General features: G+C 58.1%; 16 protein-coding genes and 1 pseudogene. 9 read left to right on the forward strand and 8 right to left on the reverse strand.

Going from position 1 to position 21,754, the window contains the following annotated elements:
• Positions 1–89: 89 nt before the first annotated feature.
• A complete protein-coding gene (locus B0G71_RS16170; RefSeq protein ID WP_116142725.1) occupies positions 90–668 on the forward strand; it encodes a GNAT family N-acetyltransferase in 579 nt (192 codons plus the stop codon).
• Between the two features lie 77 nt (positions 669–745).
• On the opposite strand, the pseudogene B0G71_RS16175 reads toward B0G71_RS16170, so the two are convergent.
• A pseudogene (locus B0G71_RS16175) lies at positions 746–1,072 on the reverse strand (GNAT family N-acetyltransferase); the annotation flags it as partial.
• A 566-nt stretch (positions 1,073–1,638) separates the two neighbouring features.
• Between B0G71_RS16175 and B0G71_RS16180 the strand changes: the two are divergent.
• The gene (locus B0G71_RS16180; protein WP_116142726.1) at positions 1,639–3,381 is read left to right on the forward strand and encodes a methyl-accepting chemotaxis protein; all 1,743 of its coding nucleotides are present in this window, start codon (positions 1,639–1,641) and stop codon (positions 3,379–3,381) included.
• Positions 3,382–3,669: 288 nt separating this feature from the next.
• On the opposite strand, the gene B0G71_RS16185 is transcribed toward B0G71_RS16180, so the two are convergent.
• The 3 genes from B0G71_RS16185 to B0G71_RS16195 all read right to left on the reverse strand — a co-directional run bounded on the left by B0G71_RS16185 (position 3,670) and on the right by B0G71_RS16195 (position 7,534).
• Complete coding sequence (locus tag B0G71_RS16185; RefSeq protein WP_116148651.1) at positions 3,670–4,743, reverse strand: porin; 1,074 nt, start codon at positions 4,741–4,743, stop codon at positions 3,670–3,672.
• A 187-nt stretch (positions 4,744–4,930) separates the two neighbouring features.
• Positions 4,931–6,373: an MFS transporter gene (locus B0G71_RS16190; protein WP_116142727.1), complete on the reverse strand. Its 1,443-nt coding sequence runs from the start codon at positions 6,371–6,373 to the stop codon at positions 4,931–4,933.
• A 237-nt stretch (positions 6,374–6,610) separates the two neighbouring features.
• Positions 6,611–7,534, reverse strand: a complete 924-nt coding sequence (locus B0G71_RS16195) for a dihydrodipicolinate synthase family protein (RefSeq protein WP_116142728.1) — start codon at positions 7,532–7,534, stop codon at positions 6,611–6,613.
• Between the two features lie 186 nt (positions 7,535–7,720).
• On the opposite strand from B0G71_RS16195, the gene B0G71_RS16200 reads away from it, so the two are divergent.
• Together B0G71_RS16200 and B0G71_RS16205 are read left to right on the forward strand one after the other, a co-directional pair.
• Positions 7,721–8,665 (forward strand): LysR family transcriptional regulator, encoded by a 945-nt coding sequence (locus B0G71_RS16200; protein ID WP_116142729.1) that lies wholly within the window; start codon positions 7,721–7,723, stop codon positions 8,663–8,665.
• Positions 8,666–8,802: 137 nt separating this feature from the next.
• Positions 8,803–9,060: a DUF4148 domain-containing protein gene (locus B0G71_RS16205; protein ID WP_116142730.1), complete on the forward strand. Its 258-nt coding sequence runs from the start codon at positions 8,803–8,805 to the stop codon at positions 9,058–9,060.
• 229 nt (positions 9,061–9,289) lie between these two features.
• Here the strand turns inward: B0G71_RS16205 and B0G71_RS16210 are convergent, their stop codons facing one another.
• Complete coding sequence (locus B0G71_RS16210; RefSeq protein WP_116142731.1) at positions 9,290–10,246, reverse strand: AraC family transcriptional regulator; 957 nt, start codon at positions 10,244–10,246, stop codon at positions 9,290–9,292.
• Between the two features lie 94 nt (positions 10,247–10,340).
• Here B0G71_RS16210 and B0G71_RS16215 point away from each other — a divergent pair, with 94 nt between their 5' ends.
• From B0G71_RS16215 to B0G71_RS16235, 5 genes are all read left to right on the forward strand, one after another.
• Positions 10,341–11,585: a DUF1479 domain-containing protein gene (locus B0G71_RS16215; protein WP_116142732.1), complete on the forward strand. Its 1,245-nt coding sequence runs from the start codon at positions 10,341–10,343 to the stop codon at positions 11,583–11,585.
• Between the two features lie 73 nt (positions 11,586–11,658).
• Positions 11,659–12,906, forward strand: coding sequence for an ABC transporter substrate-binding protein (locus B0G71_RS16220; RefSeq protein ID WP_116142733.1), 1,248 nt, complete (start codon positions 11,659–11,661; stop codon positions 12,904–12,906).
• Between the two features lie 430 nt (positions 12,907–13,336).
• On the forward strand, positions 13,337–14,053 hold the full coding sequence (locus B0G71_RS16225; RefSeq protein WP_116142734.1) for a transposase: 717 nt from the start codon (positions 13,337–13,339) through the stop codon (positions 14,051–14,053).
• 313 nt (positions 14,054–14,366) lie between these two features.
• A complete protein-coding gene (locus B0G71_RS16230; protein WP_116142735.1) occupies positions 14,367–14,648 on the forward strand; it encodes a hypothetical protein in 282 nt (93 codons plus the stop codon).
• 38 nt (positions 14,649–14,686) lie between these two features.
• A complete protein-coding gene (locus B0G71_RS16235) occupies positions 14,687–15,091 on the forward strand; it encodes a DUF2471 domain-containing protein (RefSeq protein ID WP_116142736.1) in 405 nt (134 codons plus the stop codon).
• A gap of 514 nt (positions 15,092–15,605) precedes the next feature.
• Here B0G71_RS16235 and B0G71_RS16240 read toward each other — a convergent pair.
• The 3 genes from B0G71_RS16240 to B0G71_RS16250 all read right to left on the reverse strand — a co-directional run bounded on the left by B0G71_RS16240 (position 15,606) and on the right by B0G71_RS16250 (position 20,962).
• Positions 15,606–16,769, reverse strand: a complete 1,164-nt coding sequence (locus B0G71_RS16240) for a hypothetical protein (RefSeq protein ID WP_116142737.1) — start codon at positions 16,767–16,769, stop codon at positions 15,606–15,608.
• A gap of 42 nt (positions 16,770–16,811) precedes the next feature.
• Entirely contained in the window at positions 16,812–19,166 is a 2,355-nt protein-coding gene (locus B0G71_RS16245) for a polysaccharide biosynthesis tyrosine autokinase (RefSeq protein WP_116142738.1), read from the reverse strand.
• 341 nt (positions 19,167–19,507) lie between these two features.
• Entirely contained in the window at positions 19,508–20,962 is a 1,455-nt protein-coding gene (locus B0G71_RS16250; protein WP_116142739.1) for a glycosyl hydrolase, read from the reverse strand.
• Between the last annotated feature and the right edge of the window lie 792 nt (positions 20,963–21,754).

The following is a 21,754-nucleotide window of genomic DNA, read 5'->3' on the forward strand; positions in this document are numbered from 1 at the left end:
CGGACATTGAATCACTTGTCGCCAGTCGAATTGTTGACGAAGAATTTCTGACTAAACATACTCTCCCGCGTTTTCAACGGAGAGCCCCAGTGACGAGTGTTCACATCGACGTACTACCGCGGGAAATTTCAACGGCACGCCTGAAACTTGTGCCGGCATGTGAGCAGTTCGTGCATGAGTTGCGGGAATACTCCATTGAAAATCGCGCTCACCTACAGCCTTGGGAACCGCTTCGAGACGAAAGCTTCTTCGACACTGAATCCGTTTGCCAACGGCTGTCGACAATGGCGCATAACAACAGCTCTGGAGTCGCGCTGCATCTACTTCTAATTTCGTCGAGAACCGGCGAAATAGTCGGTGATTGCAACTTCACGAACATCGTGCGCGGGCCCTTTCAGGCATGTCATCTTGGATTTTCGCTTGCAAAGCGGTTTGAAGGACAAGGTCTGATGTACGAAGCATTGACGTCTGCCATTACTTATATCTTTGACGAAATTGGGTTGCACAGAATAATGGCGAATTTTAGGCCCGAAAATTTTCGTAGCGAACAACTATTAAAACGGCTAGGGTTCGAGCGTGAAGGCTTGGCTCGGTCCTATCTAAGGATCAATGGAGTATGGGCCGACCACGTGCTCACATCGCTAATCAACCAAATTCCAGAACGTTAAACCAGTCTTGCAGCCTTCGCTCCGACCTTTCGATTTCCGTGGGCTTAAAGCACCCGGTGCCATCAGGGGTCGCCGGCTCACGCGCTCGGAACATCCACCAAGGTCCGAATCCGCTTTCCCATCTCGAACGCGCGAATCTCGTAGCCAAGTTCCTGGTACAGATTGACTGCCTGTTCGTTAAATTCCCAAACGGCTAGTCTGATATCCGTGGCACCTTGGTTCCGCGCCCACTCTTCTGCGAGTTTGATAAGAGAGTTGCCGACCCCGCGTCCTCTGATTTTTTCTGAGACCGCGACGGAGCCGATGCGACCAGCGACGATGGGCTGCAATAACGGGCTTATCGGCTTCACCACCTGAATCGTAATGAGGCCGACGGCTTTGCTGCCAAGCTCAGCAAGGAACGCTGCTCGATCTTCTCCTTGTAGGCTGGAGAGTTAGTGCGGCTTGTCGCGGGCGAATTCTGTGGCGGCATCCGCACAGATGCCGACGCGTGCGAGAGCTCTCAAACCGCACATCGCGCGCGGACCGCAACCAATCCAATCCGGTCAGTCGAGTCACGACAGGACCGGCAGTTAGCAGGTTCGAAAGAGAGGCCCGACGCTTCCCATTTCCGCGATCGCGTCCATTCAAAGCAATCGATAGCTCATTTCGTTGGTACAGCTTATGAACGAATGGCGGCCTGCAGTCACTCAGATTAATCATCAGACAAAAATCTACCCGCTTGCTGTCGTCTGCGAGCCTAACAAGATGCTTCCTTCATTAAAAAAAACAATAGCGCGAGAACGTTTGCGAGTCGCTACCTGGGGAACCTCGCCCTTCAGGATCTTTGCCTTATAGCCGTAGTACCTGATGCGGGTGACTGATTCATCCGTTGAACAAGAACATCCCGCACTCCAGCATCTTCCAGGGCGTTAGCGCGGCAGCGATCCGCCATCGTCCTTATTTACTACGCTTTCAGTGGAATCGAAACATGAACTTTAATCAGCTGTCAGTGAAAGCCAGACTCACGTGGGCGTTCGGTGTACTAGCCGCGCTGGTTCTTGTGGTCTCAGGCATTTCGTTAAAGGCATTGAGCGATTCCAATGACCAGTTCTCAGGTTACATCTCGGGCGTCAACGCCCGCGGAGACATGGTCGTGGGCGTTCGGACCGCCGTTGACCAACGGGCTATCGCCGCTCGCAATCTGGTGCTGGTGACGAAGCCGGAGGATCTGGCGATTGAAAAAGCTACGGTGGCGCAGGCCCACGAAACCGTCGCCAACCGCCTTCGAAAGCTCAACGAGATGGTCGCCAATGCCAGCGACGTGACCGCTAGGGCGCGCGAGCTCGTGGCCGAGATCAATCGTGTCGAATCGCTTTACGGACCGGTTGCGTCGGCTATCGTCGACCTTGCTTTGAACGGCAAGCATGACGCAGCCATCACGAAGATGAATGACGAATGCCGGCCACTGCTCGCTGCATTGGTCAAGGCGACGCAGGCTTACGCGGACTACGCCAACAGCGTTGAGTCGCAGTTGGTACAGGAAGCGGCCGAGCACTACGCCAGCCAAAGGAATGTGCTGATCGCCATTTGCCTGGCGGCGGCCTTGGCCGGGGCGCTGGCCGGTGTGCTGATTACCCGCAGTTTGACGCGTGCTCTCGGCGCGGAGCCGGCCGCACTGGGCGAAGTCACCCAGCGCGTGGCTGGTGGGGATCTGAGCCCCGTGCCGGGGGCGAACAATGCGCCTGCCGGGAGCGTCCTGGCCTCGATGGGCGAGATGCAGGCAAGCCTCGTGCGTCTGATCGGTCAGGTTCGTGCCTCCGCGGACAGCATTGCCACCGGTTCGAGCCAGATCGCATCTGGCAACGTCGATCTTTCTTCCCGCACGGAACAGCAGGCGGCTTCACTGCAGGAAACCGCTGCGAGTATGGAAGAGCTGACATCAACAGTGAAGCAGAATGCCGAAAACGCGCAGCAGGCGAGTTCTCTCTCGGCCAATGCGTCCGAAGTAGCGGGACGGGGGAATGAGGTTGTCAGTCAGGTGGTCGATACGATGGGCGAGATCAGCACGAGTTCCACCAAGATCGCGGATATCACGGGAATCATTGAAGGGATTGCTTTCCAGACCAACATCCTCGCGCTGAATGCGGCGGTGGAAGCAGCCCGTGCGGGTGAGCAGGGACGTGGGTTCGCGGTGGTCGCAAGCGAAGTGCGCAGCCTCGCCCAGCGCTCGTCCAGCGCGGCAAAGGAAATCAAGGATCTGATCAACGCCTCTGTGCAGAAGATCCAGAATGGCTCGTCGCTTGCGAATGAGGCGGGCAAGACGATGTCCGAGGTCACGCAGGCCGTGGCGCGGGTGACCGACATCATGGGTGAAATCGCTGCTGCGTCGACCGAACAGAGCCGAGGCATTGAGCAGGTCAACCAGGCGATCACGCAGATGGACGAGGTCACGCAGCAGAACGCCGCGCTGGTGGAGGAAGCGGCAGCAGCATCGAAATCACTCGAGGATCAGGGGCGGCAGTTGAACCAGGCGATTTCGTTCTTCCGCCTGGATTCCCAGGCCGCCGCGCATGCAACGGGCGGATCCGCCAAGCCGTCAACCGGCCCGGCAACCCGCGCAGCGCGGCCGGCGACGAGGAAGGCTGCAACGCGCGTCCGGCCGGTCGCGGTGCCTCGTCTGGCAGGCGCCAGCGCAACGGCAGTCAACAGCGAAGGCTGGGACTCGTTCTGAGTTGCTTGAACGACACAATCAACGGAGCCCGCCATGGAAACGATGGAAAGGGCTCACGCCGCTATCCCCGCGAGATTCGCCGTCGCGCATGCGGCCGCGGCGAATCCCGATCAGACGGAGGCTGCATCGCACCTGGCCGGAGTATTCCTGAATTTCCGCCTGGTGCGGAAGAGTACAGCGTAGACATTCTGCAGGTCCAGGATATCCGCTCGTATGAAGCGCCTAACCCCTCTTCACCGCCGAGCTTTTTCGGCGACAGGAAGCGACTACAAAGAAGCGAAACGCTTTCTAGAACGTGTGTCGAATGCCGACGGCAAATGTGTTGCCGATGGGATGGTCGCTCAGCTTGTCAATGGAGTAAATCGCGTAAATGTCCGTCCGCTTGGACAACAGATGATCGTAACCGAGAGCGGCAGTGTTTCGAAGGGTGTTGGTCGTATGCGTAGGCCCTGACCGTTGCGTACGAGCCCACTCCGCAAGCAGGAAGTCAGCGGGCGAGAACGGGATCGACAAGCCGGCTTCGTAAGTGTGGCTGCCTGTAGGCGTACTCACGTCACTCGTCATGGCCCACGCCCCGTACAGCGTCGCGACTTTGAAATCGTACGCTGCGCCCGCGAGATAGGCATACTGCGCTCCCACCGGTCCTGCTGCGGTGTAGCGCACGCGCTGGCCGGACAGCACTGCCGTGAGACCGTGACCTTGATAATTCAAGTGAACGCCGAGGTTACCAATGCCGGGCGAACCCGCGACGCCACCCAGGCCGTAAATTACCGTTGCGCCGAAACCTTTGAAGTCCGGGGTCGTGTACTTGGCTGTGTTATTCCACGCCGTATCTCCGATGATCGTGCCGCCATAATTGGCCACGAATGTCTGGACAACGAGTGGAGAAAAGACGACAGATGATCCGAATGGATTGACGAGGGACTCTGCCGTATAGGTCGGGTTTCTGTGCCGTCCCAAGGTTAATTGACCGAAATCGCCTTTAAATCCCACGTACGCATTGCGTGACCAGAATGGGTCCGTCGCATTGCGACCCTGCGCGCCGTTTTGGGGCTGGAAAAAGCTCTCGAGGGCGAAGATGGCACTGACGCCGCCGCCTAGGTCTTCGTTGCCGCGGATTCCCCAGAAGGAAGTGGTGAGTCCACCGCTCCCCATCAGTACCGCAGATTGCGGCGTGTCGCTGCGTTTGACACTCCCGACATAGGTGCCGATGAGGCCATAAAGCTGGACCTGCGAGCCGCTATCTGCGCGGGCGCCGACAGACGTCAATGCTAAAACTGAGCAGATAATCGCTGTAAGTCCAAGCGTACCAACAATTCTCCGCATGGGAGAGCTGGCCATTGCCCGTTGCGCCTTTTTCATTTCGGTTGTCTCCATTCATATTTTTTTGAATGATCTTTTTCGTGCGCCGGCACTAAGTACTGCTTATGGGCCAGACTGTAGTGCTAGCGCGTTTCACAAGCATGTCGGCAAAGCTAACGGTATTACGCGCCAGGTGGCTCCTTCCCTGGAGTCATATCCGGAGAAGGAGTCACAGCGACTCAAGAAGCTACGGGGAGATCTCTTCGAGAGCGCGATTGGTCGTCTCCACCATTCGCGCGGCGACGAAAAAACCCACTGCGCTGACCACGGCAAACATGACGAATACCGCAGCGATGCCCTTCCCTGTCAATACGACACCGACGATCGCTGGCGCTGCAGCAGAGGCTGCTCGCAACCAGGAAGTCGCGAGACCAGTACCGATGGCGCGCATCCGGGTCGGATAGATTTCAGGGGTGTAAAGGTACAGAAGTACAGTCGTGGTTGCTATCACGGCGTAGGCCGACGATCCCAGGAGCATCACTGACCATGCGCTGCCGGCTCCATGAATGCCCAGAGCGGCGAGCAGTATGGCGCTGATGATGAAACAAGCCATTGCCCAGCGGCGGCGCCCTACACGGTCTATCAGTAACGCGCAGGCAAGCACCCCGCACGTGCTGAGAACATTCGAGATTGACGCCATGTGAAGCGACTCTTGCAGCGGCAGATGGTAGACGGTCCTGTAGAGGCTGGGCAGCCAGTTGTTAATGCCATTGGCCACAAAATAGGAGCTCGCCCAGAGCAACCACACGACAACGGTGCGTCCTCTGTAGAACGGGGAGAAGAGCTCTTTCCAGGTTCCTTTCTTCTTCGACTGGAGTCCGTTCAGAAGGCTCACAACACGCTCGTCGACTTCGGCCCGCTGCGTTTGTGTGTCGAGGCTGCGCTTCGCCGTGCTTGCCTCCAGACGCTCGATGATTCGTTCCGCCTTATCGAAACGCCCCCTTGCAATGAGCCAACGCGGCGATTCCGGAAGGCGTGCGATCAGGATCGCTACGGCGATGCCCGGAATCCCGCCGATAAGGAACATGTACTCCCAGCCGAAGCGTGGGACGATGAAGGCACCGAGTTGCGCGGCCGCAAGAAGACCCAGCGGAAAAATGAGTTCGTACAGGATGAAGAAACGTCCTCGGCCATGGGCTTGAGAAAGTTCGTTAATGTAAGTGGCCGCCACGGGCACTTCTCCGCCTACTCCAATACCTTGCAGGAAGCGCATCAAGAAGAGCATAGGCAAGTTGCCGGTGAAGGCGCATACGATGCTCATTGCGGACATGGCACCGACCGTTATCGTGGCGCTCGGCACCCGGCCAATGCGCTCGGCAAGCCAACCGAACACCAACGCTCCTACGATCTGGCCAAGATAGCCGGCGGCAATGAGCGCGCCAATCTGGCCGGGGGAAAGATGCCAGAGGCCGACGAGCACCGGAAGCACGAAAGCAAGCGAGAGGGCGTCAAACGCGTCAAAGAGGGTCGCGCTGCCCATGACGATGCGTGCCTTGGTGTGCCACCTGCAGAACGGTACGTTCTCGATGCGGAACAGCAGGTTCGCCGCACGCAGTTGCTCGCTGACCGCGCGTGTTTCGCTCTGTGGTTGACCAATGCCCACGCCGTAGGCGGTCGAAGGGGTGTTCATGCTGTCTCCTGTAAAGCTGCATTTTATGGACCCTCGGTCTTGTTCCTGTTTTTGAAGCACCGATCGCTTTTGTCTCTTATTGTGTCGCGACGTGGGAGCTTTTTTGGTCGTTTCCCGATCCTGTTATGGACGACTCGCGGAACGAGGTTTCGCGAGTCGCCGTTACTGCTCAACGCTTATAGCGAAGCGAAGCATCGCTTCGCTATCGTCATGCGGCTAAGGTGTGCCGCTCCCCCGTCAGTCGACGAGGCCGGCTGAACGAAGCGCGTCAGCGATCTCGACGTCCGCGCCTTCCGCGAGCGGCAGCAACGGCGAGCGCACCGTCGCGTGCTCGAGAATGCCGCGGGCCACGAGGCCGTGCTTGAGTGCAACGGTGCCTTCCATGTGCGAGCCGCGGTGGTACACATTGCGCGTCACGGGCAGCAGGCGATCATGGATCGCGCGAGCTGCCTTGTAGTCTTTCGCCTTGCCCGCCTTGATCAGTTCGATGAGCGGCTCGGGGGCCAGGCCGCCATAGCCGACGAGCGCGCCATCGACATCAAACATCGTGTGCACCAGATATTCGTCGTGGCAGGTGAGGATTTGCAGTTCCGGACGCTCGCGGCGAATGATGGGAATCTCCACGTCCCAGCGGCGCATGTTGCGCACGCCGTTCTTCATCGCGAATACGCCAGGCTGCGCGGCGATTTCCAGTTGTGTTTCGAGGTTGTAGGTTGCCTTGGTGGCATCCGGATACTGGAACAGGATGAGCGGCAGGCCGCTGCCTTCGTAGATGGCGCGATATCGGTCTTGCGGTGCGCCCTTCTGATAACCGAAGCGCAGCCAGCCGTGCGACGGGTACACCAGACCGGCCGACGCACCGGCTTCCACGGCACGCTTCGCTTCTTCGACAGCCACTTCGGTGCCTTCCAGCGTGATACCGGCGATGACCGGGATCTTGCCGTCAACGGACTTCACGAAGCTTTGGATAACTTCGGCCTGTTCTTTCTGTGTGAGGAACGTACCTTCGCCAGCGTGGCCAAGAACCGTCAGACCTTTAACTCCCTCGATGCCGCCGAGCCAGGAACCCAGCCGTTGAATTGCTGCGTGGTCCACCGCTCCGTCGCGGGTGAAGGGTGTAACGGGTGCCGGGACCAAACCGCGCAGATCGATCGCTTTCATGACGTCTCCATCCAAATTGAGCTTTTCGGCTCCTCTTTTCGCAGAGGAGAGCCCGCTGCTCGTTTCGCTTCAAGCCGGAACAACGGTGCATGCGTTGCAGTGTAGGGAGGGACGACTCATGCGGGAACTGTCTAACTGCACATTTCAGCTATACTCATTTGACATATCTCATCGAGGGGCCTAGCGGTGGACTACGCTGCCTGGAAGCTGTTTATCGACGCCGCGGAACTCGGGAGCCTGAGCAAGGCCGCGGTTGCATATGGGACAAGTCAGCCGCACATCAGTCGCCAGATTGTTGAGCTTGAGCAGTACTGCGGCGGCCGTTTGTTTCAGCGAACCGGAAGAGGCGTGGTATTGACCGAGTTGGGCGCGCGTATCGCCCCGCGCGTGAGGGTATGGCTGGCCAGTACAGAGCAGTTGTCAAACGACATCCGCAGTACGGCGGGAGAGCCAATCGGCGTGGTCAGGATTGGGATCCTGCCCTCAACCGCGCATCCGCTTGTCAGCACCCTTTACCATCGCCTTCGAGAACTTTATCCGCTGGTGCAACTACAGGTTCGCGAAGGTCAAGGTGCGTTGCTGGAAACGTGGTTGGAAAACGGCAGCGTCGACATCGCAATACTTTTTCGAAACAGTCCAACGCCGAAAAACGGTGACGAGTATCTGGTTGAGGCCGCGACTTACCTGGTCGGCGCAGAGGGCGATCCTTTGTTAAAGCAACCTACGATTGCTTTTTCAAAACTCGATGGGATTCCGCTGGTCTCTTTCTGCCGCCCCAACAGCTGGCGCGACCGACTCGAGCAAATTGCCGGTGAACACCGGATCTCCCTGAACTTTGCGGCGGAAGCGGACTCTTTGAGTCTGCAGGCGCATATCGTTGCCGATGGCGGCGTCTATGCGTTGCTCGGACCTTACGCGATTGCCAACCTTGAAAAGGAGTGCCGGCTGCAGGCGTCGATGGTGGTCGAACCTACAGTGCCTCGCTTCATTGCGCTTGCCATGTCGCCCCACGGCGAACTGACACTCGCTTGCCGCACGGTCATGCAACTCACCAAGGAAATAGCGCGTTCGCGGAACCTTTCATCCGACCTCCAGCGGGGCGTGTCCGCAGCGTTTTTGCGCTCCATTTAAAGGGCTGAAATCCGGCGCGCAGAAATCGCGTTTCGCAATTCACTTTTGTTTTTTCAAGGGTAACTAACTATATTTCGGCAGCTATACTCGTTCGGGTGCTTGCCGTAACGGCCGAACACGGCCCGAATAGGTGTGTGATGAAAAAGATTGTCCTTGCGACCGCGCTCGCGTTGCTCGCCTCTTCTCCAATAGCTTCGTTTGCCCAAACCGACGCTCCGGTAACCCGAGCACAAGTACGCGCGGAACTTGCTGACCTCGAACGCGCTGGGTACAACCCTATCCCTGACGATGTGGATTACCCGACCAGGCTGAACAACGCTGAAGCTCGATTGCAAGCTGACCGGATGGCGTCACAACGCCAGGCTGCGAACCAGTCGGCCATGCAGCAACGGTAAACCTTTTACGCTTTTACGGCCCAGGCGGGCACCCATCGTTGCGCTCGGCTGCTTTGTAGGACGCCGTCGGTTTGCAAATTGGCGGCTCGTCGAGATAGGCGGCCTGTCGAGGACTGCACGGTGGGCGCATAACTATCTCCTGCCGCCTTCGAGCCTACCGCCGCGACCCAATGGAATATCGCAGCGTCGTTCTCTTGCGAATATTTCGGCGCCCAGCCGCTCGCCGGCGTTACGCAATGGATTTCGCCAGTCGCGGGTTCCGTTGCAATGAAGGTGAGCGTTCGTTGATCCGCGGACCGGTTGCTGTTTCGGCGATATCGCCAGCCGCGAACTGTTTGCGGTAAGCAGCGGGTGTGAGTTCTTTCAACGCCTTGAACTGTCGGTTGAAGTTGGCGACGTTCGGAAATCCAGACCGGGCTGCAACGACGGAAACAGGCGTGGAGGTATGCGCGAGCATCCGGCACGCGTGTCCAATTCTGACCCGCGCGATATATCGCCCGACGCTCTCTCCAATGTGCTGCTCGAAGTAGCGCGCCAGCGAACGCTCCGACACGTTCGCAGCCTCGCAAAGTTCGGATAAACGCAGCGGCTCAGCGAAGCGCGAATCGATCATCGAAAGCACGCGATTGATACGCTCCGGTTCGTGGCCCGAAGGACCCTCTTTCCGGTCGCTGAATGCGGCAGGCGAAGCGAGCGGTTCACCGGATGCTTCCGCTAGCGCGCACAAAACGTTCAGCACGATCGCAAGGCGTTGTCGCGGCGCGCTGGACAGCAGATTGTCGAGCTGGCCGTGCATGGCGACGCCGACCTCGGGACCGAATGCCAGCCCGCACGCCGCCCGCCGTAGCAGATTACGCAAAGGCGCATATTCCGGGCAGACATCCGCCAGTCGCCGCGCCCAGTCGCCGCCGAACCAGATCACGATCGCAACCTGAGGGGACGCGGCGTCAATCGAGCGGTTCGACGCCCACGTATGAGGAAGATTCGGCGGCACGAGGACCAGGTCTTCCTCTACATAGTCTGCAATCGAATCCCCGATATAACGCTTGCCCTGACTATTCAACGTCAAAGTCAGTTCGTACTCGGGATGATGGTGCCATTCGAACGGAATGCGCGGCAGACGCCGATGGTAAACCCGGACCGAGCAGTCGTCGCCAAATTCGACATGTTCGTACGCTGGTTTCATGGCAGAAAGCGCAAAGAAATTGTCTGAATGGTATCACTTTTGTGGATGCGGTCGGCCTATCCTGCGGACATAGCAGAACCCACAAGGAGACGACATGGCACTCATCATCGACGATCTGCCGGCAGCCATCCGGCAGGCCAAGCAGGAGCTTCGCGCGCGACTTCCGAACTACCGTGATGTTTTCGCCGAGGTGGATGAAACAATCCGAGCCGAAGCCAGCAGAATTGCCGCGCAACGCGATCGCGGCGAAAACGTGATCCCCGAAATCCAGTTCTCCGACATCGCGGAGCAGCGCGTGAGCGCCGAGCAGATCGAGCTCGTCAAAACGCGTGGCGCGTGTGTGATCCGCAATGTATTCGACCGCGCTCTGGTGGAAGGTTGGGACCGCGACATCGCGGACTACGTCGAACGCAACGACCTGGATGCGCGCCTGCAGAACCGCGCCGAGGACAAATACTTTGGCCAACTCGCGTCGAGCAAACCACAGATTTACGGCGTGTACTGGTCAAAGCCGCAGGTCCTCGCACGTCAGGCGCCATCGCTGACTGCGGCCCGTGTCTTTCTGAACCGTTTATGGCGCAATGAGAGTGAAGGCCGGGTCCATTTCGATCCAGAGCGGGTGCCGGTTTACGCGGACCGGATGCGTCGACGGCCGCCTGGTTCCGAGTCATTGGGCTTGTCCGCGCACTGCGACGGCGGCTCGGTCGAGCGGTGGATCGGGGCGAACTTCCGCAAGGTGTACCGGCATGTTTTCGACGGCAACTGGCGTCGATATGATCCGTTCGACGCGGCGTTCCGGCCGGACGTAGAGGAGATTGCGTCGCCCGCCGTATGTTCGATGTTCCGCACGTTTCAGGGCTGGACCGCACTGACGCCGCAAGGTCCCGGGGACGGGACGTTGCAACTCGTACCGATTGCGAATTCGATGGCCTATATCCTGTTGCGCGCCCTCCAGGACGATGTCGCCGACGACGACCTGTGCGGCGCGATGCCAGGCCGCGCGCTTTCCATCAAGCCGGAATTTCATGCGCCGCTTTTCGACGCTCTTTCATCGATTCCCCACATGCAGGCGGGCGACACCGTGTTCTGGCATAGCGACGTGATCCACGCCGTGGAAGACGCGCACCGCGGCGCAGGCTACAGCAACGTGATGTATATCGCGTCGGCGCCTGCGTGCGCCAAGAACGACGAATACCTCAAGCGCCAGTTGCCTAGCTTCCTTGAGGGCAAGAGTCCGCCTGACTTCCCCACTGACCATTTCGAAGTCGACTTCGTGGGACGCGCAACCGTCGGAGATCTGACACCGCTCGGTAAAGCCCAACTCGGTTTCGACCTGTAAGCGCTACCCTGGCGCACGCCTTCGCGGCGTGCGCCTGTCTGGTGATTCATAAAGAAAATAAACGGAGACAGCAATGAACAGAACACTCATGTCAGCTGCAATTGTCGCAGCGGCGCTCGCCACAAACGCACAGGTCGCCAGTGCTGCCGAGTCGCTTTCGGTATTGCATTGGTGGACCTCGGGCGGTGAATCGAAGGCGATCAGAGTGCTTAAGGACGACATGAATAAACAGGGTTACGAGTGGAAAGACTTCGCCGTAGCCGGAGGAGCGGGTGCGGCTGCCATGACGGCGTTGAAAACGCAGGTCATGTCCGGCAACGCGCCGTCGGCTGCGCAGATCAAGGGACCCTTGATACAGGACTGGGCTGATCAAGGCGTGCTGGTCGATATAGACAAGTCCGCGACCGACTGGAAAGCGCAGCTTCCAGCGCAGATCAACAAGACCACGATGTCGAAAGGCCACTATGTGGCCGCGCCATTCTCGGTCCACCGAATCAACTGGCTGTGGATCAACAAAGCCGCCCTCGACAAAGTGGGCGGCAAGCCGCCGACGACATGGCCCGAGTTCTTCGCGCTAGCCGACAGGTTCCGGGCTGCGGGCATTACGCCCGTCGCGCGTGGCGGCCAGCCTTGGCAAGACATGACCATCTGGGAGACGGTCGTACTTTCTCAGGGCGCGGATTTTTATCGCAAGGCCATGATCGATCTCGACCAGAAAACACTCACTTCGCCCCAGATGTTGCAGGTGTTCCAGACTGTCCGGAAGATTCAGGGTTACTTCGACAAAGGCTCGACTGGTCGCGACTGGAATCTCGCGACCGCCATGGTCATCAACGGCTCGGGCGGGATGCAATTCATGGGGGACTGGGCGAAAGGTGAGTTCGCCAATGCGAACAAGAAGGCCGACGTTGACTATATCTGCGCGGCTGCGCCCGGTACGTCGAACGCTTTCACCTACACAGTAGATTCGTTCGTGTTTTTCCAGCAGAACGGCAAGAAAGAAGCGACGCCTGGACAGCTTGCGTTGGCCAGGACAATCATGTCCCCCGCCTTCCAGGAGCAATTCAGTCTTTACAAGGGTTCCATTCCGGTGAGGCAGGATGTTGCAATGGACAAATTCGACGCCTGCGCGAGGAAGTCGTACGCAGACGAGCAAACCACAATCAAATCCAACACGTTCTTTCCGTCGTTCGCGTTTGGTGATGTTCAGTCCTCAGCCACCGAAGGCGCGATTACCGACGTCGTGACGGGTTTCATGAACTCGAACGAAGACCCGCAAGAGGCGGTGCGCAAAGTCGCCGCTGCAGCGAAGATCAAATAGGTACGAGCTTCCGGGCCACCTCGAGAAAATCAAGCGGTCATGCGAAGTTATTCGAGGATATGAGGTGACCTTTATCAACGTCTCCTCCGTGTCTTCATGATGTGGATTTAGCCCGCCATTCGCGCGGGCTTCTTTTCTTTGGAGATCCCCTCAACCACCGCACTGTTGTGTAGCCTGACACGTATTTAGCGCCGGATGACACAACCGGAGCGGCCGGAGACGTAAAGCGCGCCGCTGCATTCAGCGGTGACATAAAAAGATGCTGCTGCGACCGGCAAATCAACGAAAAGAAGCCATAAAAAAGCCCTGTTCGTGACGCAAACGCACGCACATGACCGATAGAATTTCTTCCGATGCGCACGTTACGCAATGCCACGCGCCCGATACCTGTCGGATCGTTTTCTCACATCGGATTTCCGCTTAATTCAGCATGACACGGCTTGCACGGCACTACGTCCCAGACCAACCACAGCACGTTATCCTGCAGGGGCTCACAGGGCCTGCATTCCTGGACGAAGGCGACTACCGGTACTTCCTTGCCTGCCTGGCAGACGCGGCGCGCGTCGCCGATCTGGCCGTCCACGCGTGGGTACTCATGCCTGACGCGGTACAGTTGCTCGTCACGCCTTCGTACGAGTCGAGCGTAGCCATGGCAATGCAGGCGATCGGCCGTCGCTATATCGACACCTTCAACCGGCGCCATGGGCGCCGCGGCACGGTGTGGCGCGGCGAGTACCGCGCGACCGTGATCGAGCCCGACCGGTATTTCCTGCTCGCGAGCCAGGTCATCGATCATGCGCCGGTGCGCAACCGCGTCGTGGGCGAGCCGGGAAACTACCGGTGGTCGAGCTACGCGCACCACGTCGGGCTGCGTGTCGATAGCTTCATCAAGGATCATCCGCTCTACCGGGCGCTCGGTCATACGCCGTCGGAGCGCCAGCAGGCTTACCGCGATCTCGCCGCACAGGCCCTCGACGAACGCGATGTCGATAACCTGATGCAGTCGACGCTCAAGGGCTGGGTGCTCGGCAGCGCCACATATTGCGAGTGGGCGGCGCAGACAGCTAATCGACGTTTGATGCCCCTGCTGCTGCGTGACCGGCCGCGCAAAGTTCAGACGACGCGCGTGCTCGAGCACGCGGGCTAATCGATAGATCTTCGTGGGTAGGAACGCTCATGGCAGTGTGGGCATTCCTGCATGCCCACATTTGCTGATGCGATAACGCCACAATAGTTGCGCCTCCAACATCACGCTCGCTGGACTTTGTAAACGCTCATCTCGCGCCAGATGATCGAGCCGAGGCGCGTCGTCAGCCGCCTCGGCGTGCCCGACCGCCAGCTGCGCACCGACTCCGATCGTCAGCCTCTCCTCCGCTAAATCCGACATCCTGCGAATTGACTTGCATCCAAGTCAAATACTGTATAAATTTACAGTACTGTTTTTATATACAGGATCGGTCATGAATCAACTCATCCGCATCTTGAACGACGGCGACCGCGAAACGCTCGCGTGGTTACGCAAGCATGTTGGAGACGTGCGCGTGGCCGCTGCGGCGCGGCATCTGGGGAGTAACGGCAAACCGTACGTGTCCGCCGTGTGCCGCTATCTCGGCGTGCGTCCGCCTGCCCCTCATCAACATAGCCGGCCTGTTGAAGACTGCACGGTCGGCGATAACTATCTAGCCCAGATCCGCGAGTTGTTGGCACAGCGAAACCGGGCGTTGTTGAAGCATCGACTTTAATGCTGCGAGTTACTGCGAGTCCTCAGGGAAATAACAATATGGTTAACGACGCTGCTCCCGATATGGAAGTCCACGACTTCAACCCTGCCGCCCTCGAACGCGCGCTCCGCAGCGCGTCGCTCGATCTGCAGCAGATCATTGCCACGGTCGCAGGTCGTCACCTCGATACTGGTCGTCGCCGTTACTCAAACAGCGCGCGATTGCCCACCTGGCGCACGCTGCTCGTAATCGACGAACAGGTCTTTGAGAATCGGGGCTTCGTGACGAGACACAACGAGATCGTACGTTCGACGTTTGTCCGGTTTGAGGACAGCCGGTTGTCCGGGATGGATCTCGACGAACCCGTGGACTGGCGGCGTGACGACGACAACCTGCCAGCCGTGTACCTGCTCGTGCGCGCACTGGTGCAGGACGACGCTGCTGACGGGGCCGCGCAGGACTGAAGCGTGGATATCGGCCCTTATAGGGTTGAATGCGCTTCAGGAGGTTCAAAGTTAAATGAGCCAAATTCCAAATAGTTCAGACTTAAACGAACCACGAGTTCAGGTTGGCTGAGCTTTTAAACAAAAAGTTACCCTGTGCCCAGTTGTCCCACAACGGTGCGCGCGCAGTCCCGCCCCCACGCCTTTTGCAATGGCATCGGACCGCCGCGGATTCAAGCAGACATTCCTGCGGCAAATGGCCTGGAGCCGTGGCAGGCTGTTCAAACGAACCGACGTGTCCGTCGTTGCATTGGACGCCGCGCCCAATGCGACCGCGGTAAATAGCAGGGCACCGAGGGTCCTAGCTGCCGGGTGCCTGTGCATACCCGGACGACGGGTCACCAGCGGCAGCTGGCGGACACTTTTCGCGCCCCGAAATGCTGGACTTTTCGGAATCCAACGCGCACATCCCCGCACAGATCAAAAAAACAAAATGCGCGGGTGGAGCGAAGTTGCACTCGTCGTTTCGACACGATCAACTTGTCTTGCAATACTTTGGAAGTGGCTGGTATCGACTCAAGTTTTCCACACGGTGTGCGCTATATGCCGCGAATCGCGGCCAGTAACAAATCAAATACGCGAGCGGAATGAAGGAAGTGACAGTAGTCACGTTGACAGTCGCACTTATAAACAGGAATATCATCATGACGAAACCATCGCTCGCGGTAAACGCAATGACGGCGAAAACGACAAGTGCACCGAACAGCCCCAATTCCGCAATTGTGGCGGGAAGACCGCCAAACAGCGCACCGAGCGCCATGTCTTCCTGGATTAAGCGGATGTATGGAAGATATTTGTAGTGGGCCATGATTTCTGCTGCAGTGACGCCCTTAACGATATCCTCCAGCCGCGCGTCGAACATGAACGCGTAGCCGGCCAACCGGTGGCCAAATGTGTCCGATCCGAAAAAGTCGTTGGATGCAAGGTACACCGAAATCACTGACATCACCACGTAGTAGGCGCCCATTATCACCAGCGGATGGATCGAGCGCAACCTGTCGCGAAAGGGATAGACCGCTGCAAAAAGGAAAAGCACCATCGACGACTTCGAGAAGCTGATGAAAAGACCGAAGAGATAAAGAGCGATGAGTTTTTTATTGGGCGAATCGCTGTAAAGATGCAGGATAAGCGACGCCGCAAGCAGCGAAGAGAAGAACCCCGCCTCGCGCGAGAATCCCGAGACACGGGTAAAGAAGAAGACCTCATAGAAGTTCGTGTACGTCATTGTCGCGTTGTCGCCCCAGATCAGCTGCGAGAGATTCGTTGGGCCGAGCTGGTACGAGAAGTCACGATCGATGTAGTACATCGCAAACTGCACGGTTGCGAACAGAATGTTGATGACCATCCACGGATGAAGGTAACTAATGCGGCGCTCTGCCGTGTACATCAGGTAACCGATGCAGATGCCGATCGACAGAACCCGCACGGCTGCCGAAGGAGAAGTTAGCGCGCATGCCAAAGCCGCAATCAGCAATGGGCCGACCCAGCGGCGTGCCGTACTCGCGAGAAAGCGGGAAAAATCCGGATCCAGAAACGGAATCACGATATAGAAGTAAAGCGTGGTCCCGTCCACCTGTGGATTGAGAATCACGCAGGTAAAAAACATATAGAAAAGTACGGATACTAGTCTGGAGTACATTGCTTTCTCAATGCAAGATGCGCAACAACCGTCAGGTTGCGATCACGAAGCGCCATGCTCTGCAGGTGGCGGAGTACTTGCCGCGGAGTAGGCCGCCGCATAGCTGTAGCTGCGTTTTTCACTGCGCCGTCGTGGCATCGCGTTGAATATCATGCCGATCAGACGCGCACCCGCACGCTCGAGACCTTGCGCGGTGTCCTCCAGCTCTCGTTCGCTCTGAGCGTTCGGGCGTACCACGAGCACTGTCGATCCCGCGAGAGAAGCGATCAGGTTTGCATCACTAACTGCCAGCACTGGCGGTGTGTCGATGATGACCACGTCATACAGTCCGCCAAGACGGTCAAGTAGTTGTTGCATGCGAGGTGTCGAGAGCAACCGGGACGGATTGGACGGATACCGGCCCGCAGCGATGAACGAGAGTCCATGAACGTCGGTGTTTTGAGTGACGGCACCGGCATCGACCTCACCACTCAGAATTTCAGCGAGGCCACCTCTGTTGGTCCGCTTCATGATGGCGGCCAAATGGCCTCGGCGCATATCGCCGTCGATCAGCAACACCCGCTTGCCAGCTTCCGCGCTCAGGACAGCCAGATTTGACGAGATAAAGCTTTTTCCAGTACCGGGCGTTGCGCCCGTCACGACAAGCACGTTGTTCGGGGCGTCCTGAATCTGCCGTTGCAATGACGCACGTATGCTTCGCAAAGCTTCGAGCGGCATGTCGTCATAGCCGTCGGTGGCGAGCAGGAAGCGGCCGCCGGCCAACACGGGGTCTTGCGGAGCAGAGCCCCCATAGGTCAATCTCGGCGGCGATCCCGTTACCCTCTCGTCCCCTGTTTGCTGTGCTCGGCCCGAAAGCCCTTTCTTTGCCGGCGGCAGGTTCAAATTCTGCGCACGGTCCAGGCGGGCCTGCTCGTCACTGAACAGCACGTGGCCAAAAACAGGCAGGTTCAGATGTCGCTCGGCTACCAGCGAATTCTCGAGCGAGGAAGACCATAGGCGCCGGATAAAGATGTACAGGAACGCCGCGATCAGGCCGCCGGCGGCGCCCACGCCGATCACCAGCGGGCGCTTGGGTTTCACAGGGTCAACGGGCAACAACGCGGTATCGATGATGTGTACGTTCCCAAGCGTCCCAGCCTGCGTCACCGCGAGTTCGTTGGATTTGTTGACCATCGCGACATAGATGTCCTCGGCCACCTTGACGTTACGCGTGAGGTCGGCCGAGCGACGCTCTGACGCGGGTAACTGGTCGAAGCGCGCTTCGAATGCACTCTTGGCATTTTGAAGTAGTGCAAGTTGGCTAACGATAGTCTGGACGTCACGCGAGTTCGGCGCAAAATGACTTTCCAACGCTGCTTTCTGTACCTTGAGTGTCGCGATCTGGCGATCGAACTCAATGCTTCCCTGCAGGTAGGACGCGGCTTCGGTACCCGCCTGCATCGAACTCGATGCAGTTCTGTACTGGCTCAGTTCGGCCTCTGCCTGCGTCAGGTTGGCGCGAAGCTGCGGCAGTTCTCCAATGATAAAGTCCCGAGTGGTAAGGGCCTCGGCGCGGTGCTGCGCGATATGAGACGCGATATAGCCTTGCGCGATGCCGTTGGCGATCGACCGGGCCAATTCCGGATCGGTGTTTTCGTAGACGATCTGCACGACACCGGTGTCCTTACCCGATTCGCTGACCTTCAACTGATGCTGGAAACGTTCGATTGCCTTGGCCTCACTTAAGCGCACTAACGTGAATTCGGTTCCGGGGCGTGCAACGAGCCGATCCATCGTGAGAGCAACGCCATTGGCTTGAGACGGCACGCCGGGCGTGCCCACAAGCAATGTCCGCCCGTTCTGATCGGCGAGACGGTAGCGGCCGTCAGCAAGCGCGGTCAACTTCAATGATTGGTCTTCGAGGCGGGCCGGCACGGTCAGCGAACCGACGGTCGCCTCCTCTCCGCCCCATGCATAGGAACTCAAGCCGATGGGAGCCGGCATCGGCGAGCCCGGTGTGGCGAATTGCCGAATCATCGCCCCAATAACAGGGACGCGCTTCGGTATTACTAAGGTATCCTGTTTGAATTTCCTGATCACCGGCGCAATCACGCTCCGGCTTTGGATAATCTGAATCTCAGCCTCGGTGGGTAGCGTGGGCGGAATAACCCGCTCCTGCGCCTTTGACGCTTCACCGAGCGCATAGGGCTGAGGGAAATCAACTTTGACCAACGCATCGGCGGAATATATTGGGGTCGCCGCGAATGCATAAAGCGCGGCCAGTCCCGTGACCAGCGCGACAATGCCGGCGATCAACCACACGTTATCTACGATCTGACGTGCCAGTTCACGGGCTGACAATGCATCAGCGTTATTTTGTAGCACGATTGGCGGAGTACGGGAAACACTCGGATTCATACGACGAACTCCTTGTTTGTTGGAGCCGGAGTGAACCACTAACCGGCAAATCCTCTCCCCGAACGCGCCTCGCCGATCGAACGGCGCATCAGATTGAATCAGGCATCATCACGCTTTGGTGGGGATCAGGGGGCTCGTTGGCGGCAGGGGTCTTGCAGTCCGGTCTCACCTGACAGATTGCGGCGCCGCAGCGATAGCGTCTGTGCTTTACCGCACAAGACTCCCAAATCGCGTTATCCGAGGTGTTGCCCGCCAAATAGAAACAGCCCGCGGCTTGCAGGAAGCGCGCGGGCTGCGGGAGCGGGGTTTGCTACCCCAACACAGTAGTGTAATGGCTCAGGTCAGACCGGATTGGCGGCCACGAATTTCTTGAACGCCGAGTAGGACGGGTTTTTCGTGACACCGTCCGCCTGTATGAGGCCGAAGTCAGGATCGATCAGGCAGTACATCTGGACCGACTGAATGTTGAACTGATCCTTGAGCGACCGGTACTCCGTCAGTGCCTGGGTTACGTAACTGGCTTGCTGCGTCGGCGTAACCTGGCTCCCCTCCCAACCCCATTCCGTCAACCAGATTGGCAGGTTAAAGGAGTCCTTCAGAATCTGCAGCACATTCACGCAGGCGTTGTTTCGCCAACCGCAGGTGATATCGCCTGAACTCTGATACCAATGGAACGTCGTGTAGTCCCAACGGACCGGAGTTGCACCGGAAACGCCGTTAACGGAGCCATCAGGCGTGATACCGCTCCACAGCATCTGCTGGGCGCGATAGGCAAGCGGGATACCAACGTTGACACCGCACTGGATCGTCGGATCGATTGCCTTCACACCGTCGATCATGCCTCGAATGACGCCGCGGAATGCCGGCCAGATCGCGGGACTATAGTTATTTGTATTGCTGCCGTCACCGTTCGTAACCAGACCGTCCGAATCGAGTTCGTTGCCACACTCGATGTACTTGACAAGGCCTTTCAGCGGCTTGGCAATCGAGGCGCCGAGGTTGTAGCCCAGCGTGTAGGCGGCCGATTCCGAACCGTTCTGGTTATAGGCAGTCGAAGCCGCGTTAATACACGGCATGATGGCCACGCCGCTGCCGGCGAACGCGCCGGTCAGCGCGTTGGCCACCGTTTGAGCCATGCCGGCATCCGCCACGTCCACGCGATAGTTCGTGACGCCGAGATCTTTGAGCAGTGCCAGTTGCGCAGCTGCCGACATGGTGTGGTAGATGCCGTCGGGCCACGCAAGGTGGCCATTCATGCCGTAGAACAGATTGCCCGAAGTCGACCCGGAACTTGCCCGAGTGACGTTGACCGTGATGGTCTGTGTGGTCTTGGTGCCGCCGGCCTGGCCAGCCGCCACCGAAAATGCGACCACGTCGATCTGGTGCGATCCCACGGACAATTTCGTCGTGTCAACCTGGACGGAAAATTTGCCGCCGCTGGGTGTCGTGTCGGGGCCGATCTTGGCAACCGTGGCGTGGTCATAAACGGCGACGTTGCGCCACGTGGTGCCGGCCGTGCCGCTCACCGTGATGGTGCCAGATACAGTCGCGTTCGCCGCAGGAGCGGTCACTGTGAAGCCGTTTGAGCCCGCCTTGTTGGCCACGGTGGCGTCGTTGGCCACCGCCGCAGGCGAGTCGCCGCTTCCGCCGCCGCCGCACGCGGAAAGCGCAATCGACCCGGCGCCCGCGATGAGACCGGCGAGGAACTTCCTTCGAGGGACGGATTCAGTAGGAACCAGAGAAGGGACGGACAGTGGAAGATGTTGCTGATTTTTCGGTCGGTTGGGTAAGGTCATGAGTACAACTTACGCAGTTCGGTTGGGGATCGCAGTATATGTGCCCGACTTTTTCGTATGTTGTAACTGGATGTAAAAGCGCAGCAATAAGGCGAACTATCTCCAGACCAATTCCGAAAAGCAAATATCCGCATTACGCGTATCGAAAAAGAGAACATATGTGCGCCACCGAACATACGGATGTTGTGCACGCGCACTGATGAAAAAATTATTTACCTATTAATTTGGGGTTCTCAAATCTTAATTTTTGTGCTCAATCCCTCTCTGCTAGCGCTCCTGCGCCTTGTTTCCAGAGAAACGAATTGCAATACAAAGATCAAATAGTGAGACTAATTATTCATACAAATACGTTAATCGCTGGTTAAGGTGTCTGATGAATAACGTTTTGAATCAATTGTCTCAAAAAGATGCCGACCCTTAAACGAGTGAAGGGTTTTCCATTAGTCCCCATAGAAAATCTTTTAACCACGCTCGCTCCGAAGTCCACTGCGAAATTCCGCCCGCAGGCGTCCCACTTCTCGTCAGACGTTTGATTGATTCTCCAGATGAAATACCGATCGCGGACGTGATCTGGCACGCGCAAGCAACACGCTGTGGTTCAAACGCACGCCCGGCGATGAATGCTCCGAAAGTTCGATGTCGTACTGACGAGTGGCCCAGCGCACCCTATCTTGGGTCTGCCCGCCGCAGAAGACGCGGTGCCCCGCGTTGTCTCCAGTTGCTGCAGCACCCGCCTCTCCGCTCGTCAAACCGACCGGACCATTTTCATCAGCGATTCAACGAGGGTTGATC

It is taken from the genome of Paraburkholderia sp. BL27I4N3, assembly GCF_003386115.1.
Classification (GTDB): domain Bacteria; phylum Pseudomonadota; class Gammaproteobacteria; order Burkholderiales; family Burkholderiaceae; genus Paraburkholderia.

What these genes read in the sequence shown, in the direction of transcription:
- B0G71_RS16180 (WP_116142726.1), top strand. Translation starts at nt 1,639, where the DNA reads ATGAACTTTAATCAGCTGTCAGTGAAAGCCAGACTCACGTGGGCGTTC.
- B0G71_RS16185 (WP_116148651.1), bottom strand. Translation starts at nt 4,743, where the DNA reads ATGAAAAAGGCGCAACGGGCAATGGCCAGCTCTCCCATGCGGAGAATT.
- B0G71_RS16190 (WP_116142727.1), bottom strand. Translation starts at nt 6,373, where the DNA reads ATGAACACCCCTTCGACCGCCTACGGCGTGGGCATTGGTCAACCACAG.
- B0G71_RS16195 (WP_116142728.1), bottom strand. Translation starts at nt 7,534, where the DNA reads ATGAAAGCGATCGATCTGCGCGGTTTGGTCCCGGCACCCGTTACACCC.
- B0G71_RS16205 (WP_116142730.1), top strand. Translation starts at nt 8,803, where the DNA reads ATGAAAAAGATTGTCCTTGCGACCGCGCTCGCGTTGCTCGCCTCTTCT.
- B0G71_RS16210 (WP_116142731.1), bottom strand. Translation starts at nt 10,246, where the DNA reads ATGAAACCAGCGTACGAACATGTCGAATTTGGCGACGACTGCTCGGTC.
- B0G71_RS16215 (WP_116142732.1), top strand. Translation starts at nt 10,341, where the DNA reads ATGGCACTCATCATCGACGATCTGCCGGCAGCCATCCGGCAGGCCAAG.
- B0G71_RS16220 (WP_116142733.1), top strand. Translation starts at nt 11,659, where the DNA reads ATGAACAGAACACTCATGTCAGCTGCAATTGTCGCAGCGGCGCTCGCC.
- B0G71_RS16225 (WP_116142734.1), top strand. Translation starts at nt 13,337, where the DNA reads ATGACACGGCTTGCACGGCACTACGTCCCAGACCAACCACAGCACGTT.
- B0G71_RS16230 (WP_116142735.1), top strand. Translation starts at nt 14,367, where the DNA reads ATGAATCAACTCATCCGCATCTTGAACGACGGCGACCGCGAAACGCTC.
- B0G71_RS16235 (WP_116142736.1), top strand. Translation starts at nt 14,687, where the DNA reads ATGGTTAACGACGCTGCTCCCGATATGGAAGTCCACGACTTCAACCCT.
- B0G71_RS16240 (WP_116142737.1), bottom strand. Translation starts at nt 16,769, where the DNA reads ATGTACTCCAGACTAGTATCCGTACTTTTCTATATGTTTTTTACCTGC.
- B0G71_RS16245 (WP_116142738.1), bottom strand. Translation starts at nt 19,166, where the DNA reads ATGAATCCGAGTGTTTCCCGTACTCCGCCAATCGTGCTACAAAATAAC.
- B0G71_RS16250 (WP_116142739.1), bottom strand. Translation starts at nt 20,962, where the DNA reads ATGACCTTACCCAACCGACCGAAAAATCAGCAACATCTTCCACTGTCC.